Below are 19878 nucleotides of genomic sequence, written 5' to 3' on the forward strand. Positions count from 1 at the left end.
CTGCACCGCTGAGCTAAGCCTTAAGTTACGCTCCCCCTAGCCTTCCTAGGGTCAGCTTTGGTTGAGCTGAGGCCGCCGAGGGGCTTCAGGGACGTGCCACCGGAGCTTGCAATTCTCAGGAAGGACCTCATATCAAGGCTTGAGGCAGTCTACAGGAGGTATGGCTTCGACCCCCTTGAGACGCCCGCCGTTGAGCACTGGGAGGTCCTGGCAGGGAAATACGGCGAGGAGGCCGAGGGGAGGCTGATATGGAGGTTCAAGGACCCTTGGAGCGACAGGGAGTACGCCCTAAGGTACGACCTGACGGTTCCCCTTGCAAGGTTTGTGGCCTCCCACCCTGAGATGCCGATGCCCTTCAAGAGGTACCAGATAGCCCCCGTGTGGCGCCACGACGAGCCCCAGAAGGGCAGGTACAGGGAGTTCTACCAAGCCGACGCAGACATAGTGGGTAGCCCGTACCCTGAGGCCGACGCTGAGGTCATAAACCTCCTCATGGATGCCCTTGAGGCCCTAGGCATAAGCTCAGGCTACAGGGTCCTAATAAATGACAGGAGGATACTGGCGGGCATATTTGAGGTCGAGCTCTCGCTGAGCAACCCCCTGGCGGTCTACAGGGCAATAGACAGGCTTGACAAGGTCGGCGAGCAGGGGGTCAGGGCTGAGCTCGAGGGCCTCCTGGGCCCCTCGGCGGCCTCAAAGGTTATGGAGCTCATATCGCTGAGGGGTGACGTGGCCGATATAGCTGACAGGCTGCTGAGGGAGCACGGCTCAAACAAGGCCGTCGCTGAGGGCGCAGGGCACCTGAAGGAGGTTGCGGGCCTCGTGAAGAGGCCCTCAGTCCTGGCCTTCGACATGTCCCTGGTGAGGGGCCTCGACTACTACACAGGCCCCATACTGGAGGTTGTGCTTGACAGGCCTAAGATCGGGAGCGTCGCTGGGGGCGGAAGATACGACAACCTGATAGCCCTGTTTGCCAAGAGGCCAGTGCCCGCAACTGGGGTGAGCATAGGCATTGACAGGCTCATAGACGCAGGCATTGAGGTAGGCCTCTTCAGCGCCTCGAGGAGGACCTACACGCAGGTCGTGGTGGTTAACGTAAGGCCTGAGAGCTACAGGTACGCATGGAAGGTGGCAGACAGCCTCAGGTCATGGGGCTTCAGCGTGAGGGTTGACCTGAACAGGTCAGGCCAGGACGAGCAGAGGAGGAAGGCCTCAAGGCTTGAGGTACCGCTCCTCGCCTTCATAGGCCCGCAGGAGGAGGCCTCAGGAACAGTGACCCTGTTCTCGCCCTCTAGGGGCGAGAGGGTCACGGTGAAGCTGGAGGAGGCAAGGGAGGCCGTGGAGAGGCTGCTGTAATGAGCCTGACACCTCTTGAAGAGGCCGGCCCCCAGCACGGGTCCAAGGCCTACAGGCTCCGCCTTCTCGCGTCGGCGGGCCTCAGGGTGCCGAGGGGCGTAGTAATGTCATCCTTGGACCTCGTCGCTGCAGGTGAGAGGGAGATAGCCAGGGCCTGCGAGCTCGCTGGCTGCAGCTTCCCTGTGGCCGTGAGGCTCAGCCCGCCCCTCAGCGCGGGCCTCAGGGTTGAGTACGCCCTCTCAGCCCTAGGCCTCAGGGTGGCCGGCTCGCCAAGTGAGGCCAGGGCGGAGGGCCTCAGGCTCCTGGCCGAGGCCTCAAGGCTTCTCGGCGGGGCGGGCCCCGCAGGCCTGATACTGCAGGCCCTGGTCATCCCAAAGGCAGCCGGCGCCGCCTACACGGCGAGCCCAATAACGTGGGCTAAGAAGGTCATAGTCGAGGCGGTCCCAGGTCTTGCCGACGTCTTCATGAGCGTCGGCTCCCCCAACGACTCCTTTGTCTTCAGCCCCTTGCTTCAGCTGCTTGAGAGAAGAGTCATGAAGAAGGACCTCGTCAGGGTCTACTCCTCTGGCCGCATAGACTCAGCCCCAGCCTCGGACCCGTGGGCCCAGTCCATCAGCGACGACGAGGCCGCTGAGGTGGCTAGGGAGGCCCTCAGGGCCTCAGAGGCCATAGGCGACGACGTGGAGCTTGAGTGGGCCTACCAGGGCGGCGTCTGGGCCCTCGGCGCCAGGCCCCTCCTCAGAAGTCAACTCTGACGTAGCTCTCCTCGTTAGGCGTGTACTCGCCCTTAGAGTCAAGGGTGCTGAAGACTTCAGCTATCTCGGACGGAGGGCCATTCACGAAGAGTATGCCTACGTTGCTATCCTCCATAATGTTGCCTAGGTAGAGGTAGGCCGCCGTGGTCATGGTGCCCTTCCTCGAGTAGTAGACGAGGACGACGTTCCCCTTAGCTCCCTCGGCCCACTCAAGCAGGTGGCCTATTTCATAGCTGGCCTCGGCGGCCAGGAGGGCGTGCCTGGGCGGCAGCACTACTATCAGGGCCGTGGCCCTCCTCAGCCTGGCCTCCACCTTAGGCATCTCAGAGCCCAGTTTAACCTCCCTCGGCGACCAGCCCTCTACGGCCTTCACTACCTCGGCCTTCTCCCTCTCCGCCTGCTCGACGCTGGGCCTCTGAAGCGAGCGGGCTCTGCCCTCTATCTCTTTATGTATCTCCTCAGCGCCAACTACTTCGAAGCCACCGTAATAGCTCACGCTACCGTTGTCCCTAGGCAATAATCTTCATCAATCCTCATATTTAATCGTTGCGCCTAAGGACCTCCACCTTGCCCACAGGGCCCTGGGAACCCCTGCGGTAAGAGGTAGAGGTCCCTACGCTCGATCATGAACACACATAAAATGACTGAGGTAAGGGCGTGGGGCAAACGGCTCGGACCTAATGGCAGCTGTCCTGGCAACTTAACCCACCCTTCTCGATCCTCCAGTAGCCTCCTGAAGGCCGTCAATGAGCTCCTCCTGCGCCTCCCCGTTCCGTAGAGCTTGCCAGCAAAGGAGCTAACGACCTCTAGCAGGTTCTCCATCAGCTCCTGGCGGTCCTCTGACCCATCGCCTAATACGACCTCTACCCTGACGTCATGCTTGTCAAAGAGGTGCTCGAGGTCGAACCTTGCCAGCCTGTCCCTGTAAGTTACAGCGACAATGTCCACTTGCCCGCTCATGACGTGGTCAAACGGCTTCCCAGCTACCTTCTATTTCAAGAGGAGGGTCTTGCTCAGAAAAGTGTTTTGCGCGCTAAAGCGTTGGCCATGCCGTTCATGGGACAGTGCCTGCAGGGCAGGAGCGCAGTAAGGACTTTAAGTGTAGATCTTCACGTACTTGCCCACGTAGGGCCTGTCCCTCTCGGCGTTTATGTACTGCTTGAGGGCTCTCCTTATGACCTCGGACTTAGGTATGCCTCTCTTCCTGCTGTACTCCTCAAGGAGCTCAAGCAGGTCATCCTCAAGCTTGAAGCTTAACACCCTCATCCTGGACACCTCACCTGGCACCCTTTGGCAGGGCTCCGGTACTACTTCGGTACTACTAGAGGCTTTATTGAAAGCGGAGCCAGACTACAAGAGTCCACTTGCAATAGGAATCTATAGAGCATAAGAGTATATTAGGCCTCCTGCAGTACTACTCTTACAACGGAGAGACAGAGGGGAGGGGAGTGCCAACTGTACACCTCTCGCTGAGCGACGCCATGTACAAGCAGCTGAAGGAGAAGAGTGACGAGATAGGGATCCAGATAACTGACCTGATAAAGCTATACATAAAGATGGGCCTCCAGGGCGGCCTAGCCTCAAGGCAGGAGGGGAGCGCCGACGTCCTAATGGCTAACCTCTCAAACAGGCTTGACAAGGTCGAGAGGGACCTGAAGCTCAAGGTCACAATGATGGAGGGCAGGTACAGGCAGCTGGAGGAGGCCCTGGACTACATACTCCAGAGGCTCGACACCCTCGAGGACCTTGTGGGCGAGGTCAAGGCTAAGAAGGCTCTCGACGTGGAGCAGGAGAGCGTCAACACTTGAGTGGCTTGCAGCCCTGCCTTATCAGCCTTCCTATACCCTCCCTCCTGATGTCCTCAAGTGTCATGGGCCTCGGGCTTGTGGCGCCCCTCATTTCAAACAGGTCATACTCAAGGTCGAGCTCGGTGTAAATGCACCTAGAGTTGAGTGACTGCCTGGCCTGCGATATGCCCATAGTGCCGTCAACTGCCTGGGCCAGGGGGCTCCTTAAGTAGACAACCTCTGTGTCAAGCACATAGGTCGAGGCCAGAGCCATGGAGAGCCTGACAGACCTGCTGCCCTCCCTCATCTTCACGGGCCCCTGCCTCCCCCTGAAGGCAAGCAGCGGCATCAGGGAGGCCTCGGTCTCAATGGCCTTGGTCGCCCTCTCAAGGACCTCAGCCTCAGCCTCGTTTATGCCGTAGACCCCAACCAGCCCTCCTCTGCTGGCGACGTCAGAGATATATGACAGCACGAGCTCTGTCGGCAGCTCCCCGTCGGCGCCGGGGCCATGAACCGCCAGGAGGCTGTCCACCTTAGCCGAGCGCAGCCCCGTTAGAGACACGGAGTCAGCCAGGGGGCTCCAGAGGCTGTCCTCGCAGCCCAAGGCAAGAACGTCGCCGCCGACGTCAACGCCGAGGACGAGCTCGACCCCCAGCTGGTCCCTTGAGGCCTCCAGGGCCCTCCTCACGCCCTCGCTGCCCTTGCTCAGGTCAACGAAGAGGACCTTCTCGTTGAGGAGCTCTGCAGCCCTGACGACCTGAGGCTTCACCTCCCTGCCGAACCTGAGCGCGTAGGAGCCCTTGTCCACGAGGGCGGCGGAGTCGCCGATAACGTCAATGTCAACCATGGCCTCAAGCGGTATGGGGCCTGGGTAAGGGTCTATGCTGTACCTCTCCCAGACCACCGAGCCCAGGAGGGGCCTCCCGCCCAGCCTCCTCACCTTCTCGTACAGGTACATCGCCCCAGCGACGTCGCCGCCGCCACCTATGCCGAGGACCAGCACCTTCCTCCCTGAGACGGCCTCCTCAAGGCTCCTGAACTTCAAAGGGGCCCCTTGGGTCTGCGAGGGGGGCAAAGTTAAAAGGGGATAGCCTTGGGCTACGATATGGATTCTCCATGTAACAGGAATCCATATCATACCGCCTGCAGGGTCGCCCCGTCAAAGAGCACCGTCGCGCCCGTGAGGTACTCTGGGGAGAAGGCAAGCCATGCTATGACCTCCCTCAGCTCCTCCGGCCTGCCGAGCCTCCTGAGGGGTGACATGGAGGCCACCTTAGTCCAGTAGTCGTTGGCGCTGAGCCCCTCCCTGGCCGCCAGGGCACCTATGAGCCTCTCCGCCCCCGGCGTCCTGAAGCTGCCGAGCTCAAGGACCAGCACCCTGAGCCTGTCGGGGTACTTCCTCGAGAAGAGCTTCGCCATGGCCGGGAGGTCTGCCCTTACAACGTCGCTCAGCCCTGTTGGCCACATGGGGGAGCGGGATGAGAAGCTAGATATGAGTATAACTGTAGCCTTTTTGCCGTTGACCCTGGCGAGCCTGCCCATGAACCTGGCGGGGAAGGTTATGTACATCCTCTGGGCCTGCTCCCAGTCGTCCCAGGAGGCGTCGGCGGGCTCGCAGGGCTCACAGGGAGGGTTGCCGTAGCTCAGGACTGCGACGTCTATGTCACCCAGCTTCCCCCTGGCTTCGTCCACTATTGACTCCGAGCCCCTCTGGGAGATGTCTGCATGGTAAGCGAGGGCCCTGACCCCGTACCTAGCTGAGATGTCCCTTGCCACCCCCTCGAGCCTCTCCCTCCCCCTGGCAATGAGCAGCAGGTCGCAGCCCCTTGACGCCAGCGCGTGGGCTGCCTCAAGGCCTACGCCGCTGCTGGCGCCCGTCACGACGGCTGAGCATATCAAGGGCGCTCACATTAACTCCAGGAGGGGCTGAGGATTTGAGCTTAAGCCGCCAGCAATACCTTAGCTATTAAAGCTTCTGGGCACCTCGGCCGCGGGGCCGGGCGCTTGGCCGAGACAGTATTAGAGCTTAGGGACGTGGTGAAGAGGTTCGGCAGCAGGGAGGCGTTGAGGGGGGTCAGCCTGAGGCTTGGCGGCGGCGAGTTCATGGGCCTCGTGGGCCCCAACGGCGCAGGCAAGACAACGCTGATCAGGGTCTCCCTCGGCCTCCTGAGGAGGGACTCCGGCGAGGTCAGGCTCCTCGGCGGGGACCCCTTCATTGACCCCACGGCGAGGGAGGGCGTGGGCGTGATATTTGAGAGGCCTTCCCTGCCGCCCACTATGCCCGTGGCTGAGCTCCTTGAGAGGGTCGCAAGGATATACGGGGCCTCAAGGGACGACGTAAAGGAGGCCGTGGAGCTGGCGGGCCTTAAGGGGTACGAGGCAAGGCCCTTCGGGCAGCTCTCGGCGGGGCTGAAGCAGAGGGCTGCTATAGCCCACGCGCTCCTCTCAGACCCCAAGTTCATAGTTGCAGACGAGCCCACGAGCAACCTTGACCCAGTTGAGAGGGTTGCCGTGCTCCAGCTGCTCTCGCGCCTCAAGAAGGAGAGGGGGGTTACCATACTGCTCTCGAGCCACGTGCTCTCAGAGGTCCTCAAGGTCGTTGACAGGATAGCCGTAATCAAGTCAGGCAAGGTGGTAGCTGAGGGAGCGCCTGACGAGGTCGTGGGCTCGCTCAAGATAGCCAGGATAAGGGCCCCTGACCCAGCCTCCCTAGCTAAGGCGCTCGCTGGGAGGGGGCTAAGCGCGGAGCCTGGGCTTCAGGACGTGACAGTTAAGCTGAGGGGCCAGGAGGACGAGAGGCTCATGCTGCTTGTCCTCGCTGACGCCGTGGCCTCAGGCCTCAGGTATTACGGCATAGACCTGGTGGAGCCCGGCCTGGAGGAGCTGCTGAAGGAGGTGTGAGCCTTGTCCATCAGGAGGAGCCTTGAGCTGCTCTACCTTGACCTCTGGGACGCCCTCAGGCCGCCGGCCTTTGACATAATGCTCCTGGTGGTCGCGGCCCTCGGGGGAGCCCTCTCTGTGCTTCAGCCCATCACGAGCCCCGTCGAGGCCCTCAGCCCAGAGTTCACCTTCAGCTCGGCCCAGCTGGCGCTCTTCGTCACGACAATTTACATAGCCATCAGGGTCTCCTCTGACTTCGTTAACATAATCCAGGGCGGCATAATGCAGGTATACATGAGCTACCCGCTCTCAAGGGGCTCCGTGGCCTCAGTGCTTTACGTGACCAGGTCCCTGCTGCCCGCCGTGATACTCCTCGGCGTCCCGGCGGCCGTAACTGCAATAGTTCTTTACCCGGTTGTCCTGAAGGGCCCGGCCGAGTACCTAGCCATGTGGCTTTCCTACCTGCTTCAGAGCCAGTTCTACGGGATCATATTCCTGGTGCTGGCTAGCAGGTTCAGGTCCACAGGGACAGCAATAGTGGCCAGCATCTCTTTCTACTTCGGCTACGTCGCCATCTCGGGCGTGCTCTACCTCATAGGGTTCCTTGACAACATACAGTCGCTCATAGACGCGTCAAACGCCATGGGCTTCTACTACGTGGCCTACTACGGCCTCACTGGCCAGAGCTTCCCGGCCTGGGAGTACCTTGTAGTTCCGCTGCTCTACGTTGTCTTATTAGTCCTCTACTTCTACTACTTCGAGAGGAGGTTCGAGCCGACTTGAGGTGGCTGAGGTCAGCCGTGGCGAGGGCCCTGCTCTTCATAGCTGTGGCGCTCATAATATCGAGCGTCGTGGCCACCTACTATGGCGCTCAGCTGAGCACCTCATACAGCACTTCAGTGCCATCGTCAAAGGTCGGCGCAGTGGCTATAGTGGTGCTGCCCAGCTCGCAGGGAATAGCCAAGGTCAACGTTACTGGGGCCTCCCAGGTGCTCTACCTGAGCCTTGGCGTCAACCCGCTTAGCCTCCTTGAGGAGCTCCACGGCGTCGGCATCTCCATAGTCAGCCTCTCGACCCACGAGGACTTCAGGGCGGGCGTGCTGATAGAGGTGGCAGGCATGGCTGGCAACCCTATATTCGTTGAGCAGGCCTTCCAGGGCGTCGTAAAGTACTCCAAGCCGGTCAACGGGCTTTACACTATAAGCAGCCCCGTTAACAGCAACAGCAGCCTAGTCGTGGTTGCAATTCCGAGCGACAACAGCTCCGTCGTTAACGTTGGCGTGAGCTACAGGGTCACGGGCTACGGGAGGCTCTCAACACTTGGGGCCCTCGCGGCCGCGGCAGTCCTGGCAGTAATCTCCGTGGCCTATGACTGGCTGAGCGGGAGGGCCTAAGCACTTATATTTCCTTAAGGCTACTGACCGCTAAGGCGATGTAGATGTCGCAGGGGCAGCAGGAGGTCGAGGTGCTCATAGGTAAGAAGCCGGCAGTAAACTACGTGCTTGCTATAATTGAGGCCTTCAACTCCTCGCCCAACGCCCTAGTCAAGGTAAAGGCGAGGGGGAAGGCAATATGCAAGGCAGTTGACGTAATAGGGGCGGTCAGGGGCAGGTACTTCAAGAACCTCTACGTTAAGTCGTTCAGCGCGGACTACGAGGAGGTTACGATGCAGGACGGCAGCAAGGTGAAGCTCCCAGCGGTTGAAATAGCGGTGGCGCTCACTCCTCAGCCTTCAGGCCAAACCTCCTGAGGAGCGACCTGTCCCTCTTAAGCCTCTTCACTACCGTCTTCACCGACCTGTAGTAGGCCAGCAGTTCCTTCACGTCGTTAACTGTGGCCCCGCTCCCTATGGCTATCCTCCTCATCCTGCCTCTGTCTATCATGTCAGGGTTATCAAGCTCCTCGTAGGTCATGCTCTCTATTATATGGAGCCACCTCTTAATCTTCTCCTCTCCCAGCTTAGCCTGCTCGTCCCCTATCTTGACGGGGAGCGTGGAGGTGGGCAGCATCTCAAGGACCCTGCTGAGGGGGCCAAGCCTCCTTATAGACTTGAGCTGGGCGTATATGGTCCTCATGTTGACCCTGCCCTTCTCTATGTCCTCCTCAACGACCTTAACCGCCCTCTCCTCGGCCTCAGCCTCCCTCACCCTCTCCAGCAGGGACTCTACGTCGCCGAGGCCGAGGACCCTCGCCACAAACCTGCGGGGGTCGAAGGGCTCGAGCTCCTCCACCTTCTCCCCTGTGCCTATGAACTTGACCCTGGCGCCCGTGGCGGCAACCGCTGAGAGGACGCCGCCTCCCCTCGCGGTGCCGTCAAGCTTTGTGACTATGATGCTCCCTATGGGCGTTGCCTCGTGGAACCTCCTCGCCAAATCGTAGGCCTTCTGGCCTATGGCGGCGTCTATTACGAGGGCCACCTCGTCAGGCCTCACTGCGTCAGCTATCCTCCTCATCTCATCAAGGAGCGCCTGCTCGTCGCCGTAGCCGTGCCTCCCGGCGGTGTCGACGATTATGACCTGGGCCCCCCTCGAGGCCAGCTCCTTGAGGCCCCTGGAGGCTATCTCCTCGGCCCTGCCTGACTGCTCGCCGTAGAAGAGGGCCCCGGAGAGCTGGGCCAGGGTCCTGAGCTGCTCAAGGGCCCCTGGCCTGTAGGTGTCAGTGCTGACTAGGCCCACCCTGTAGCCCCTGGCGCTGTAGAACCTGGCTAGCTTCCCGGCCGTCGTTGTCTTGCCGGAGCCCTGGACGCCCACCAGCAGGATGACCCACGGCAGCTTCCTCGGCTCAGCGCCTGGCTGCTCCTCGCCCCCGAAGAGGCTCACAAGCTGGTCATAGACTACCTTGAGGAACCAGTCCCTCCTGCTGACCCCAGCTGGAGGCTCCTGCTGGAGGGCCGCCTGCCTTATGGAGTCACTAAGCTTCTTGACCAGGGCAACGTTGACGTCAGCCCTTATCAGCTCCCTCTGCAGGTCCCTTATGAACTCCTCGACTGAGTCCTTGTAGCTCGGCCCGCCGCCCAGGAACTTCCTCACTGCCTCCTTAAGGCCCTCCAGCACCAAAACCTTTCCCAGCACACCTCTAGCGTTGAGGCTAATATACTGTGAGCTGCTAAAAGGGGCGGTGCCAGCCGTGAGCTTTGAGGTCAGGGCAGTAACACTTCACCTTGGAGTCACGGCCTCGGAGGCCGACGAGCTTTCAGAGGCCCTCGAGGGCGCGGTGAGCTCCCTACTGGAGGCCGTCGACTCAGCTGCATCAGAGGTCGGCAGGAGGCCGACGTACGTCAGGGTAGCCCTTCCCAGCCCAGGGGGCGCTGAGCTCAGGGGCCTCGCGAAGGCCCTCGAGGGGCTGGCCTCCCAGGCGGCTATAAGCGTCGGGCAGCTGGAGCTGAGCGTCAGCCCAGAGGACCTTAAGGCGCTGGCCTCCGCCGGCCTCTACGCCTCCCTCATGCTGAGGGAGCCGAGCTGGCAGCAGGCGAGGGCGGCGGCCTCCCTCATAGCGTCTGTGGCATCAGAGGACCCCTCCCTTGCTACCAGGGTTGCTGTCAACGTCTCTGGGGAGGACCACTTCATAACACCATACTACCCTCTGGCCTCAGCGATCCCTGGGAGGCGCCTGGTCACGGCCGCCCTGACCTACCCCTCGTTCCTTGCAGCGGCCTACAGGTCAGGGGGGCTCGGCGGCCTCACGAAGGCAATAGCTGAGGCCCACGGGGTCGCGGAGGCCCTTGCAAAGGCCGTGGCCTCAGGGGTCAACGCTGAGTATGCCGGGGTCGACCTCAGCGTCTCACCCTGGATGGAGGACTCATCGCTGGGGCTCGTCGAGGAGGTCTCAGGCGTCAGGATGCCGAGGCCTGGCTTCGTAGTGGGCGTCAGGCTGGTCAACGAGGCCGTAGAGGCCGCCTCGTCAGGCCTTAGGGCTGTCGGCTTCAACGAGGTCATGCTCCCCGTGGGCGAGGACTCAAAGCTCAAGGCTAGGGTAAGCGAGGGCGACGTCAACGCCAGGTACCTTGCCATGCTCACTGGGGCCTGCGTGGCCGGCCTAGACATGGTTGCCGTGCCTGCCGACACGCAGGGGGTGGCAGGGCTCATACTTGACGTGGCCTCCTACTCAAGGGCCAAGGGGAGGACGCTGGGGGTGAGGGTCATACCTGTGGAAGGCGCGGAGCCTGGGGACAAGGTAGACCTTGACCGCTTCGGCGAGGCCCCAGTAATTGCCATCTAGCCGCTGTAGGTGAACTGGCAGCTCGCCTGGTAGCCTGAGGCCGTGAACACGGCGACCCTGTAGGGCTCATATGGGTTAAGGGCCATAACGTACATGACTATGGGCGCGTAGTGCCTGGGCGGCACGTATAATTGGGTCGTGTTGGAGGCGTCCTCAAAGCCGGAGCTGTCGTACAGGTATGCGCCTGAGATCTCGACTCCCGAGGTGCCGTTGTTGTAGGCCAACGCGTAGACCTCAAGCAGTCCCTGGGGGGTGCTAACAGCGCCGCAGGACAGCAGCGAGACCCTCTGCTGTTCTATTGATATACCTGGCGACCCCACCCATGATGATATTATAGGGGCCAGCCTGGCAAGCATGGCGGCCACGAGTACGGCCGCCATAAATATAGCTATCGCTGTTAAGTTCTCCCTCAGTGGAAGCCCTGGGAGCCTCGGCCTCCTCAAGCTGGGGACCGGTAATACCCTGCGGGCTGGGAAGTATTACAGGGGCCAGGCCTAGGCCTTAATCAAGTTCCCATATGCCTGAGCGTACCCTTATGTATATGGGCACAATATAATATCCCTGGCCTGAGAACATGCCCAGGAGAAATAGGAAGGGAATGGTGGGCATCGACACGGCCATAATCCTCATAGCGTTCGTCCTGGTGGCAGCCGCGGTGGCGTTCGTGACTCTCGATATGGGAATGACCTCGGCCCAGAAGGCCAAGCAGACTATGGAGAGCGGCCTCCAGGAGTCCTCGACGGCGCTGCAGGTCGACGGCGACGTTATGGCTTACGTTAACACAAGCGGTAATGTGCAGGTTATATACATACCGCTGGGCGTGACCCCTGGCACCGGCTACGTGAGCTTTGCCAAGAACCTATTGTCGGTATCGCTGATAGGCGGCAACATGAGCTACGCTAACATATACAACGGCGTCGCTGAGATGATCAGTGGCTCAAATTCAAACCTGACCGCTATTGCAGTTAGCCTCAAAGGTACTGGAGCCGACGCCGTGGTCTACTTCATACATGGCAACATAACGCCCTTCGTGCTGGGTCCCTACGGCCAGGCCCTGCTGGTTATACACCTGCCGTACGGGCTGCCTGCATATAAGAGCTTCACGGTCACAATATCTCCCAGCGTAGGAGGGGCCATCACTGTAAGCAGGATCATACCGCCTGACAACGTGACTAACACGGTAATAGATCTCGGATGAGGTGCGCAGCTTTGCGCACCAAGGGACCTAACAGACAACCTTCTTTTTTTGTAGCTGAGGGCTCCGCCAGGGCAGTGAGCGAGGTCTCAGCCGCCCTGGCGGGCCTCTTCCTTGCACTTGGCGTTGTGGGGGCACTTATTATCGTCGAGGGCCGCGGCCTCCTGGCGTTCGTGCTTGGAATAACGGCCCTACTGGTTGCAGCCCTCGACGTTCCTGTGCCCCTCTCAGTTATGTTTAGCCTCAAGGGCAGCTGCAGTCCCCCAGCTTTTTTCCTCTCGGGGCCAGGCCCCTCAGCGAAGAGCTCGGCCCAGCAAGGTTCACGCCCGTGGGGGTCCTGGAGTCCCTCTTTCTCAGGAAGGTCACACTTGCAAGGGGGTGCGTGGCCGTGAGCGAGCAGCAGAAGCCCCAGGAGCAGCAACAGCAGGTCGCCCAGGGCCCTGGGGAGCTCACGGAGGTGGCCAGGATGCTGAGGGACGCCGCGGCACAGCTCAGGTCAATAATTGACAGCGTCAACAACCCCCTGGCCGCCATAGCTGCCAACGCTATGCAGCCGCAGCCTCAGGCCAGGCAGGAGCCGTCCAGCAGGACCCAGGCAGGAGTCGCAGAGCGCGCCGAGGCCCAAGGGCCCTTGGTCGAGGAGCGGCCAAGCGAGGTAGAGGTTGCAGCCCCATTGACAGCAGCTCCTCTTCAAGCTGAAGAGTCAAGGCAGGTGGCCTCCCAGGGCATGAATGTGGAGAAGGTCATGAAGCTTCTGAGCCTCTTTGCTGACATGAGCGCGCTGTCAAGCGACTTCTTTGAGAACGTGGTAAAGGCCATGGGCTCCCTTGGTGTGTTAAGCGAGGGCGAGAGGGACGCCCTGGTTTACCTGCTTAACACCATAAAGCTTGGAATGGACAAGGGCCTGTCGCCCCAGGAGGTCATCTCGCTCCTCGCCATACTATTTAGCGAGGCTGGGGTCAGCAGCGACGATGTCATAAGGAGCGGCCTGACCAAGGTAATACTCTCGAAGCTCAGCAGGCAGGAGGAGTCGAGGTGAGAGCTTGAGCGACGTTGCGGTGAGTCACACGATCTTCATAATAGTTACCGTGATACTGGTCTCGGCGGTCAGCGCCGCGGTTATACTTAAGACATACCAGATAATGAGCGCTTACTCCCAGAGGTCCAGCGCTGAGGCCCAGTCGCTGGAGACGCAGCTGACCCCTGTGTACGCCTACTATAACGCCTCCGACTCCTCATACTACATCTTCGTCAGGAACAGCGGCTACCTCACCTTAACTCAGGCGGAGCTCAGGTACGTTGAGGTCTTCCTTGGCCCCGCCAACGGCACCCTGAACATGTACCTCTACTCACAGCAAGGCGGCCCGGGGACCTGGGGGCTAGTTACCATCTACGGCTCCCAGGGGGCCAGCTGAGCCCGGGCGCCATGGCTGAGATAGTTGTGAGGACCGGGGCTAACTTCGGCAACACAGTTCACGTCATAGTGTCGCTGCCGGACGGCCAGGAGTTCAGCACATACCTTCAGCAGTCCCCTTAGGTGGTACGCGTGGGCGTTGAGGTAGCCGTAGGTATGGCAATAGCTGCAGTCGCCCTGGTGGTGGTGCTGGGGTCCCTGGCTGGAATGATATTGAACGCCTACCAGGTCGCATCGCTGCCGCGCAGCTACCAGCCCCTGGCTTACGTCAGGGTGCCCTCGGCGCTCCTCGCTGCTAATAACAGGACGCTGCTCGTAAACGTGACAAACTACGGCCAGGAGCCCCTGTACCTGGTCGAGGACACCTACGTTATAGTTCTTTACTACACGCCCGCGGGACGTGAGGTCCAGGTGTTCAACCTGACCTCAAGCCCTCCTGTGCTCTACTTCGTGGGCGGTACTCAGCGCCTTACTCGGCCGGCTCAGGGCTCATGCCAGGCGAGACCATGGAGCTCAACCTGACGCTGTCGCAGCAGGCCCTAAGGGGTCAGCCAATAACGGTAACAGTGGTACCCCTTAAAGCACCCCTGCCCAGTATTCCTTTACACCGGGCCCCTAAAGTGATACTCAGCACTGGGAACGAAGAGGTGGACTCAAGGCTTGGAGGAGGCATACCTCACCCAAGCCTTATAGCCATTGAGGGCGACAACGGCTCGGGCAAAACCAGCATCGCGCTCCTGCTCGCACAGACCTACCTGAGGGCGGGCCTCTCGGTGGCTTACTTCACCAACGAGGGAAGCAGCTACACTTTCATAAGCAAGGCTAAGGAGTCCGGCTTCGACCTCTTCGGCTACTTCATCGGGGGGTCGCTGAGGGTCTACACCATGAACGTGGGGATTCCAGTGACAAGAGACACCGCTGAGAGGCTCCTGGGGGCCCTCGCTTACGTGTTCACCTCAGGGAAGCTGAACTTCAACGCAGCTGTGATAGACACGCTCTCATACCTGTCATCGGCCGCCCCAGAGGGCTCAATAAAGATGCTCTTCGAGGCCCTCAGGAAGTCTGCTGACAGAGGCATGAGCGTGGTCGTCACGTTTCACCCTAACACGCTGCCGAAGACACTCTCGGAGCCCATAAAGGCTACCTGCGACGGCTACATCAGGCTGAGCGAGGCGAGCCTCGGCGGCAGGAGGCTAAAGGTGCTGACTGTGGTTAAGTTCAAGGGCCTCCCCTCCGGGGCCCAGAGCTCCATAACCTTTGACGTGGACCCCGCCTTTGGCATCAAGGTGATACCCATAGTTCTGTCCTAAGGTGATGGCTTTTGAGGTTCAGCCTGTTGCCCAGAAGGCATAGGGGCGCTGGGCCTGCAGAGGTCAAAGAGCCCGACTTCGGCGAGAGACCCCAGTACCTTCAGGACTACATTTCGAAGGTCAGCGGCGAGCTGGGGGAGCCTGTTTACATGGAGAAGCTCGACTCCTCGCTGAAGAAGCAGAGGGCCTACAACGTGGTTTACCCAGTGGGAGGGGGCGTTTTCATCCACGCCTACTCTATCAAGGGCAGCGACATGGGTAAGTACGCAGTTATAGAGCCCCCAAGGCCCTCGCTCGAGCTCATGAAGGCGATAGACGTCGCCCTGGCAAACGTGATAAGCGGCGAGGCCCCAGAGTCGGCGGAGGAGAGGAAGAGGCTTCTCCTCTCACTCCTGGACAGGATACTTGAGCCAACGGACTCTGAGGTGGACTACTCGTCACTAGCCAGCGACATTGAGCTCAGGAGGGTTCCAGTGAAGAGGGAGTGGGCTGACTACGTAAAATACCACGTCATCAGGGACAAGATAGGGGTTGGGGTGCTGGAGCCCTTCCTCAGGGACCCCTACCTTGAGGACATATCGGCCAGCGGCGTTGGCAACATATACATAGTGCACAAGATATTCAACAGGATGGAGAGCAACGTGGGCTTCTCCTCAGAGGACGAGCTGGACTCCTTCGTGCTCAGGCTCGGCGAGAAGATAGGGAAGCCCATAACCAGGGCCAGGCCAATAGTGGACGCTACGCTGCCCGACGGAAGCAGGTTAAACATAGTGTTTGGCACTGACGTGAGCCTGAGGGGCACGAACTTCACGATAAGGAAGGCGTCAAAGGTGCCCATAAGCGTGACCCAGCTGATAGACTGGGGCACCATAGATGAGAGGGTCGCGGCCTATACGTGGATGCTGCTGAGGGAGGGCATGAGCGGCTTCATATGCGGCGAGACGGCCTCGGGGAAGACCACGGCGTTGAACGCCATAGCTGTCTTCATAAGGCCCACATATAAGGTTGTGACCATTGAGGACACTGCTGAGGTCCAGCTGCCCCACCCCAACTGGACCAGGGAGCTTGCCAGGGACACCGGGAGGCCTGAGACGAGCGTCGCCCTCTTCGACCTCCTCAGGGCCGCCCTGAGGCAGAGGCCTGACTACATAATTGTCGGTGAGATAAGGGGTGCCGAGGGCGCCGTGGCATTCCAGGCCATGCAGACGGGCCACCCAGTGCTCTCCACCTTCCACGCGGGCGACTTCACCAGGCTTATACAGAGGCTCACGGGACACCCCATAGATATACCCAAGCCCTACATGGATAACCTGAACTTCGCCTGGTTCCAGGCGTCCACGTACTCCAAGACGGGCCTGCTGGTCAGGAGAATGACGGCGCTTTACGAGATAGTGGGCTATGACCCTAACACGGACTCCGTGAGCGCAATTCCAGTGTTCACCTGGGACCCCTCCACGGACCGCTTCATGTTCTCGGGCAGGGGGTCCAGCTACCTGCTCGAGGAGAAGATAGCAAGGATGAGGGGCCTCCCCAGGAGGGACTACAGGCTCATATATGACGAGCTTGACATGAGGGCCGCCTTCCTCAGGGAGCTGGTCAACAGGAAGGTCTTTGACTACTTCCAGGTGTTCAAGGCTGTGGTGAAGGCTGAGAGCCTGGGCGTGGAGAGGGCCCTGGCGGAGCTGAGGGCAGGGAGGCTTGACCTATCTTGAGCCCCAGGGCGACAAAGCTTAAGATGCCAAGGCTAGGCCCGCTCCACGCCTCAGCGATAATCATAGCGGCTGGCCTCCTGCTGATGGCGTTGAGCAGGGGCAGGCTTGAGGTCCCCTCACTGCTCATAATGTTCTCTGGCGCTGGAGTTCTCCTCTACTGGCTGCTCTCCCACAGGACTTTCATAAAGCTTGACGTGGATTTCCTGTACTCCCTGCTTCACATGTACGTCGTCTCCACGGGGTCCCAGCCGCCGGGCGAGGTGGTTAGGAGCGCCTCCAAGGGGCCATATGGTCACTACTCAAAGGTCTACAGGAGGGCCGCGGAGCTCGCAAAGAGGTGGGGCTACACGGTGCCCGAGGCCCTCTCCCTATCATCAAGGGGCGAGAGGAACAAGGCTTTCAAGGAGTTCATGGAGAGGCTCTCGGTGATATCAGCTGTGGGCGAGGAGGTGACGTCCTTTCTAAAGGTCGAGTACGAGACCATAAAGTTCAACTACCAGAACTATTACAACAGAAGCCTTGATGCGCTCAACGTGCTCTACGGGGCCTACGCCTCAACCATGGTTTCAGTGATCTTTGCGGTCACTACAATGATGCTTCTGTTCTTCTTCTTTGGCGGCACCAGCCTTAGGATAGTTATACTGAGCTACATAGCAGCCCTGATAGCCATAGCGGTGCTGGGCGTGCTCGTGATACTGAAGGCCCCTAAGGACCTCTTCGAGGCCAGGAGGTCCAGGAACCCTACGGCGCTCCTTGCCGACCTGCTTGCTGTGGCCGGGCTCGTGCTGGGCGTGACTATATCATATATGATACTGTCCCATGGGGTTAACTACGTCACTGTGGGTATCTCATTCATAGTGTTTGGCCTACTCTTTATACCGGCAGGCTACGTAATAAACAACATGGAGAACACGATAGACGACTATGACAGGTTCTTCCCGGTCGTTATAAGGAGCCTGGGGATATACCTGTCCCAGGTGCCAGACCTGAGGCAGGCCATCAAGGAGCTCTCCAGGATAGAGGTAGGCAAGCTTAGGAAGCTGTTGGAGAACCTGCAGGCCTCCCTCTCCATGGGCGTCGACAAGAGCGTGGCCATGGCTAAGTTCGCGGCCCAGACCAGAAGTGAGAACATATACAGGTCACTTCAGGTGTTCTCGGAAGTCATAGATCACGGGGGTGACCTGAGCGAGGCGGGCGTGGCGCTCTCTGACCACATGAACCTCCTGCTTACGCTGAGGGAGAGGAAGCTGCAGGTGACTGGCAACTTCCTCTCGACGCTTATACTCATGCACGCCAGCGTAGTAGCAATAATGGCCTTCATGGCTGAGATGATGTACTACTTCTCACAGCTGCTCATACCCCTAAGGGCCAGCATAAGCGCCTCCTTCGCTAACGTCTTCGTCTTTGGCAACATTAACGTGCCCCTGCTGGAGTCCTCGACCATAATATTTGCAGCTGTGATAACACTCATAAATGCCTACATACTCGCTGTTACCAAGGTTGGGAGCCCTAGGTCATTCTACCTCTTCCTGGCAATACTGTCAATAATGAGTGGAGGCGCTATAGTTGGGGTGGCTGTCTTGATGTCATACCTTTTCCACATATTCCCAGTGGCCACAGCAGGCCTCCCCTAAGCTCGCCTCCTGCTCTAAACATATTCCCTAAGGTAAGAGTTCGGCCTTCATAGCGGCTAGCAGTCACCTCTAGTGGCTATTAGCCGCTCGGCCTCATCACTCCTCACCCCCTCCCCGCGCCTAGGTTAGGGAGCGTGGGCTCCCAGCCACGACGCGGGGAGCTTCACTGGGCGCCCTCTCCACCTCGCGACTGCTCATCGACTTCACGGTGGCGCCCTCCGCTCAAAAAGTTGATGGGAAAGTTTATAAAGGTGATGAGAGAGAATGGTTTTTTGATAGGCATATGGCCTCAGCTTACTTAATAGTATTAAGGGATTAGAAGGATTAAAAATAACGAGTAGTTACGTTAAAAAAGTTACAGACAGCCTCGGGGTCCTGCTTGAGGGGAAGAAGGCTTTCTACTTAGCGCTGCTGGTCAGCCTACGCGGCCTACTCGGTTTACGTATGCATCGTCCCTGCCCCTGGACCTTCGTGGGGCTGGCTCAGTTTCTCCACTCCCAGGCAACGTCGACGGGGCGCTCCTGATAAGGGGCTTCACAGTTACCCAGACACCCCTCCTTCCTAAGTATAAGCGTCTCCCCTTTTACCTCCCCCAACTAACTCCTAGCCGGGGAGAGGCTTGACCACTCTAAGGTTCGGGCCAGCCGGCAAGCCAACTAACTTCAGCGGCGACTATGAGGATGTGCCCCCCCTCCTCAGGCAGATGGGCCTTGACGCCCTAGAGTATGAGGCCGTCAGGGGCGTCAGGGTGGCCAGGGAGAAGGCTGAGAGGATAAGGGAGGTCGCCCAGCAGAATGACGTGGTCCTGAGCATGCACGCCCCCTACTTCATAAACCTGGCCAGCCCTGAGGAGGACACCGTTGCAAAGAGCGTAGAGAGGCTGAGGGAGGCCGCCCAGGCGTCCGAGTGGATGGGTGCCTACGCCGTCGTCTTCCACCCGGGCTACGTAAAGGGGAACGCGAGCAGGGAGGAGGCCCTCAGGAGAGTAGTAGAGGCCATGGGGAGGGTATTTGAGGGTCTCGAACTTAAGGTGGCATGGCTGGCCCCTGAGACCACCGGCAAGGAGTCACAGGTGGGCGACGTGGAGGAGACCATAAGGATATGCCAGTCCCATGAGAGGGTCAGGCCCGCTGTTGACTGGGCTCACCTCCACGCTAGGACTGAGGGGAAGGACATAAACAGCGAGGATGACGTGATAAAGGTGATAGACAGGATAGAGAAGGAGCTGGGCACGTGGGCGGTGAAGCCTCTGCACACTCACTTCTCAAAGATAGAGTACGGCAAGGGGGGCGAGAGGGAGCACCACACGCTTGGGGAGCAGGGCTTCGGGCCTGAGTGGGAGTACGTCTGCAAGGCCTATGTTGACACGGGCATAGATGGCGTGATAATAAGCGAGAGCCCCATACTTGAGCAGGACGCGCTGCTCATGAAGAGGGTCTGCGAGAAGTACCTGTGACGATCAAAATCGTGCCGCTGACGCCGCTAACGTTAATGTTCGGCAATAACGCCCCCTCCTAAGGCTATTAAATTAAGGCGCCTGTAGGGCTGAACCCTTTTCACGTCAATAGAGATCCTTCATGGTATTACGTCCGAACAGGCTAAGTGGTGACCCCTCAC

Annotated in this window: 23 protein-coding genes; 16 read left to right on the plus strand and 7 right to left on the minus strand. The window is 59.7% G+C overall.

Annotated elements, in window-relative coordinates; genetic code table 11:
- Window positions 1-57: 57 nt before the first annotated feature.
- A complete protein-coding gene (gene hisS, locus SE86_RS03815) occupies window positions 58-1356 on the plus strand; it encodes a histidine--tRNA ligase (RefSeq protein ID WP_117354354.1) in 1299 nt (432 codons plus the stop codon).
- The gene (locus SE86_RS03820; protein WP_117354355.1) at window positions 1356-2111 is read left to right on the plus strand and encodes a PEP/pyruvate-binding domain-containing protein; all 756 of its coding nucleotides are present in this window, start codon (window positions 1356-1358) and stop codon (window positions 2109-2111) included. Before hisS ends, SE86_RS03820 begins: the two co-directional genes overlap by 1 nt.
- On the opposite strand, the gene SE86_RS03825 is transcribed toward SE86_RS03820, so the two are convergent.
- From SE86_RS03825 to SE86_RS03835, 3 genes are all read right to left on the minus strand, one after another.
- On the minus strand, window positions 2095-2607 hold the full coding sequence (locus SE86_RS03825; protein WP_148666768.1) for a hypothetical protein: 513 nt from the start codon (window positions 2605-2607) through the stop codon (window positions 2095-2097). The genes SE86_RS03820 and SE86_RS03825 overlap by 17 nt on opposite strands.
- A gap of 56 nt (window positions 2608-2663) precedes the next feature.
- Window positions 2664-3071, minus strand: a complete 408-nt coding sequence (locus tag SE86_RS03830) for a hypothetical protein (RefSeq protein ID WP_117354357.1) — start codon at window positions 3069-3071, stop codon at window positions 2664-2666.
- 135 nt (window positions 3072-3206) lie between these two features.
- A complete protein-coding gene (locus SE86_RS03835) occupies window positions 3207-3377 on the minus strand; it encodes a ribbon-helix-helix protein, CopG family (protein WP_117355102.1) in 171 nt (56 codons plus the stop codon).
- A gap of 182 nt (window positions 3378-3559) precedes the next feature.
- Here SE86_RS03835 and SE86_RS03840 point away from each other — a divergent pair, with 182 nt between their 5' ends.
- Entirely contained in the window at window positions 3560-3919 is a 360-nt protein-coding gene (locus SE86_RS03840) for a hypothetical protein (RefSeq protein ID WP_211096721.1), read from the plus strand.
- Here the strand turns inward: SE86_RS03840 and SE86_RS03845 are convergent.
- Both SE86_RS03845 and SE86_RS03850 read right to left on the minus strand, forming a co-directional pair.
- Window positions 3909-4943 carry a DUF1152 domain-containing protein gene (locus SE86_RS03845; protein WP_117354358.1) on the minus strand — a complete coding sequence of 345 codons (1035 nt, stop codon included), beginning with the start codon at window positions 4941-4943 and terminating at the stop codon, window positions 3909-3911. The genes SE86_RS03840 and SE86_RS03845 overlap by 11 nt on opposite strands.
- Before the next feature lie 89 nt (window positions 4944-5032).
- Window positions 5033-5797: an SDR family oxidoreductase gene (locus SE86_RS03850; RefSeq protein ID WP_117354359.1), complete on the minus strand. Its 765-nt coding sequence runs from the start codon at window positions 5795-5797 to the stop codon at window positions 5033-5035.
- A 105-nt stretch (window positions 5798-5902) separates the two neighbouring features.
- Between SE86_RS03850 and SE86_RS03855 the strand changes: the two genes are divergently transcribed.
- The 4 genes from SE86_RS03855 to SE86_RS03870 are packed head-to-tail and all read left to right on the plus strand — an operon-like array spanning window position 5903 to window position 8528.
- Window positions 5903-6799 (plus strand): ABC transporter ATP-binding protein, encoded by an 897-nt coding sequence (locus SE86_RS03855; protein WP_117354360.1) that lies wholly within the window; start codon window positions 5903-5905, stop codon window positions 6797-6799.
- A 3-nt stretch (window positions 6800-6802) separates the two neighbouring features.
- Entirely contained in the window at window positions 6803-7561 is a 759-nt protein-coding gene (locus tag SE86_RS03860) for a hypothetical protein (RefSeq protein WP_117354361.1), read from the plus strand.
- Window positions 7558-8172 (plus strand): hypothetical protein, encoded by a 615-nt coding sequence (locus SE86_RS03865; RefSeq protein ID WP_117354362.1) that lies wholly within the window; start codon window positions 7558-7560, stop codon window positions 8170-8172. Before SE86_RS03860 ends, SE86_RS03865 begins: the two co-directional genes overlap by 4 nt.
- 44 nt (window positions 8173-8216) lie before the next feature.
- Window positions 8217-8528, plus strand: a complete 312-nt coding sequence (locus SE86_RS03870) for an RNA-binding protein (protein WP_117354363.1) — start codon at window positions 8217-8219, stop codon at window positions 8526-8528.
- Here SE86_RS03870 and SE86_RS03875 read toward each other — a convergent pair.
- Window positions 8497-9831 carry a signal recognition particle protein Srp54 gene (locus SE86_RS03875; protein ID WP_117355104.1) on the minus strand — a complete coding sequence of 445 codons (1335 nt, stop codon included), beginning with the start codon at window positions 9829-9831 and terminating at the stop codon, window positions 8497-8499. The genes SE86_RS03870 and SE86_RS03875 overlap by 32 nt on opposite strands.
- A gap of 73 nt (window positions 9832-9904) precedes the next feature.
- On the opposite strand from SE86_RS03875, the gene SE86_RS03880 reads away from it, so the two are divergent.
- Window positions 9905-10996: a DUF711 family protein gene (locus tag SE86_RS03880; RefSeq protein WP_211096723.1), complete on the plus strand. Its 1092-nt coding sequence runs from the start codon at window positions 9905-9907 to the stop codon at window positions 10994-10996.
- On the opposite strand, the gene SE86_RS03885 is transcribed toward SE86_RS03880, so the two are convergent.
- Complete coding sequence (locus tag SE86_RS03885; protein WP_117354365.1) at window positions 10993-11439, minus strand: hypothetical protein; 447 nt, start codon at window positions 11437-11439, stop codon at window positions 10993-10995. The genes SE86_RS03880 and SE86_RS03885 overlap by 4 nt on opposite strands.
- Window positions 11440-11570: 131 nt before the next feature.
- Between SE86_RS03885 and SE86_RS03890 the strand changes: the two genes are divergently transcribed.
- The 8 genes from SE86_RS03890 to SE86_RS03925 all read left to right on the plus strand — a co-directional run bounded on the left by SE86_RS03890 (window position 11571) and on the right by SE86_RS03925 (window position 19717).
- A complete protein-coding gene (locus tag SE86_RS03890; protein WP_117354366.1) occupies window positions 11571-12194 on the plus strand; it encodes an archaellin/type IV pilin N-terminal domain-containing protein in 624 nt (207 codons plus the stop codon).
- Window positions 12195-12519: 325 nt separating this feature from the next.
- Entirely contained in the window at window positions 12520-13230 is a 711-nt protein-coding gene (locus SE86_RS03895) for a hypothetical protein (protein WP_117354367.1), read from the plus strand.
- A gap of 4 nt (window positions 13231-13234) precedes the next feature.
- A complete protein-coding gene (locus SE86_RS03900) occupies window positions 13235-13606 on the plus strand; it encodes a hypothetical protein (protein WP_117354368.1) in 372 nt (123 codons plus the stop codon).
- Window positions 13607-13737: 131 nt separating this feature from the next.
- A complete protein-coding gene (locus tag SE86_RS03905; protein WP_117354369.1) occupies window positions 13738-14127 on the plus strand; it encodes a hypothetical protein in 390 nt (129 codons plus the stop codon).
- The gene (locus SE86_RS03910; RefSeq protein ID WP_117354370.1) at window positions 14097-14915 is read left to right on the plus strand and encodes an ATPase domain-containing protein; all 819 of its coding nucleotides are present in this window, start codon (window positions 14097-14099) and stop codon (window positions 14913-14915) included. Before SE86_RS03905 ends, SE86_RS03910 begins: the two co-directional genes overlap by 31 nt.
- Before the next feature lie 149 nt (window positions 14916-15064).
- Entirely contained in the window at window positions 15065-16627 is a 1563-nt protein-coding gene (locus SE86_RS03915) for a type II/IV secretion system ATPase subunit (RefSeq protein WP_117355105.1), read from the plus strand.
- Window positions 16624-18261, plus strand: a complete 1638-nt coding sequence (locus tag SE86_RS03920) for a type II secretion system F family protein (protein ID WP_211096725.1) — start codon at window positions 16624-16626, stop codon at window positions 18259-18261. The genes SE86_RS03915 and SE86_RS03920 overlap by 4 nt, the downstream gene beginning before the upstream one ends.
- 619 nt (window positions 18262-18880) lie before the next feature.
- On the plus strand, window positions 18881-19717 hold the full coding sequence (locus SE86_RS03925) for a deoxyribonuclease IV (protein ID WP_117354371.1): 837 nt from the start codon (window positions 18881-18883) through the stop codon (window positions 19715-19717).
- Window positions 19718-19878 lie beyond the last annotated feature (161 nt).

Origin of the sequence: Acidilobus sp. 7A (genome assembly GCF_003431325.1) — an archaeon.
Classification (GTDB): Archaea; Thermoproteota; Thermoprotei_A; order Sulfolobales; family Acidilobaceae; genus Acidilobus.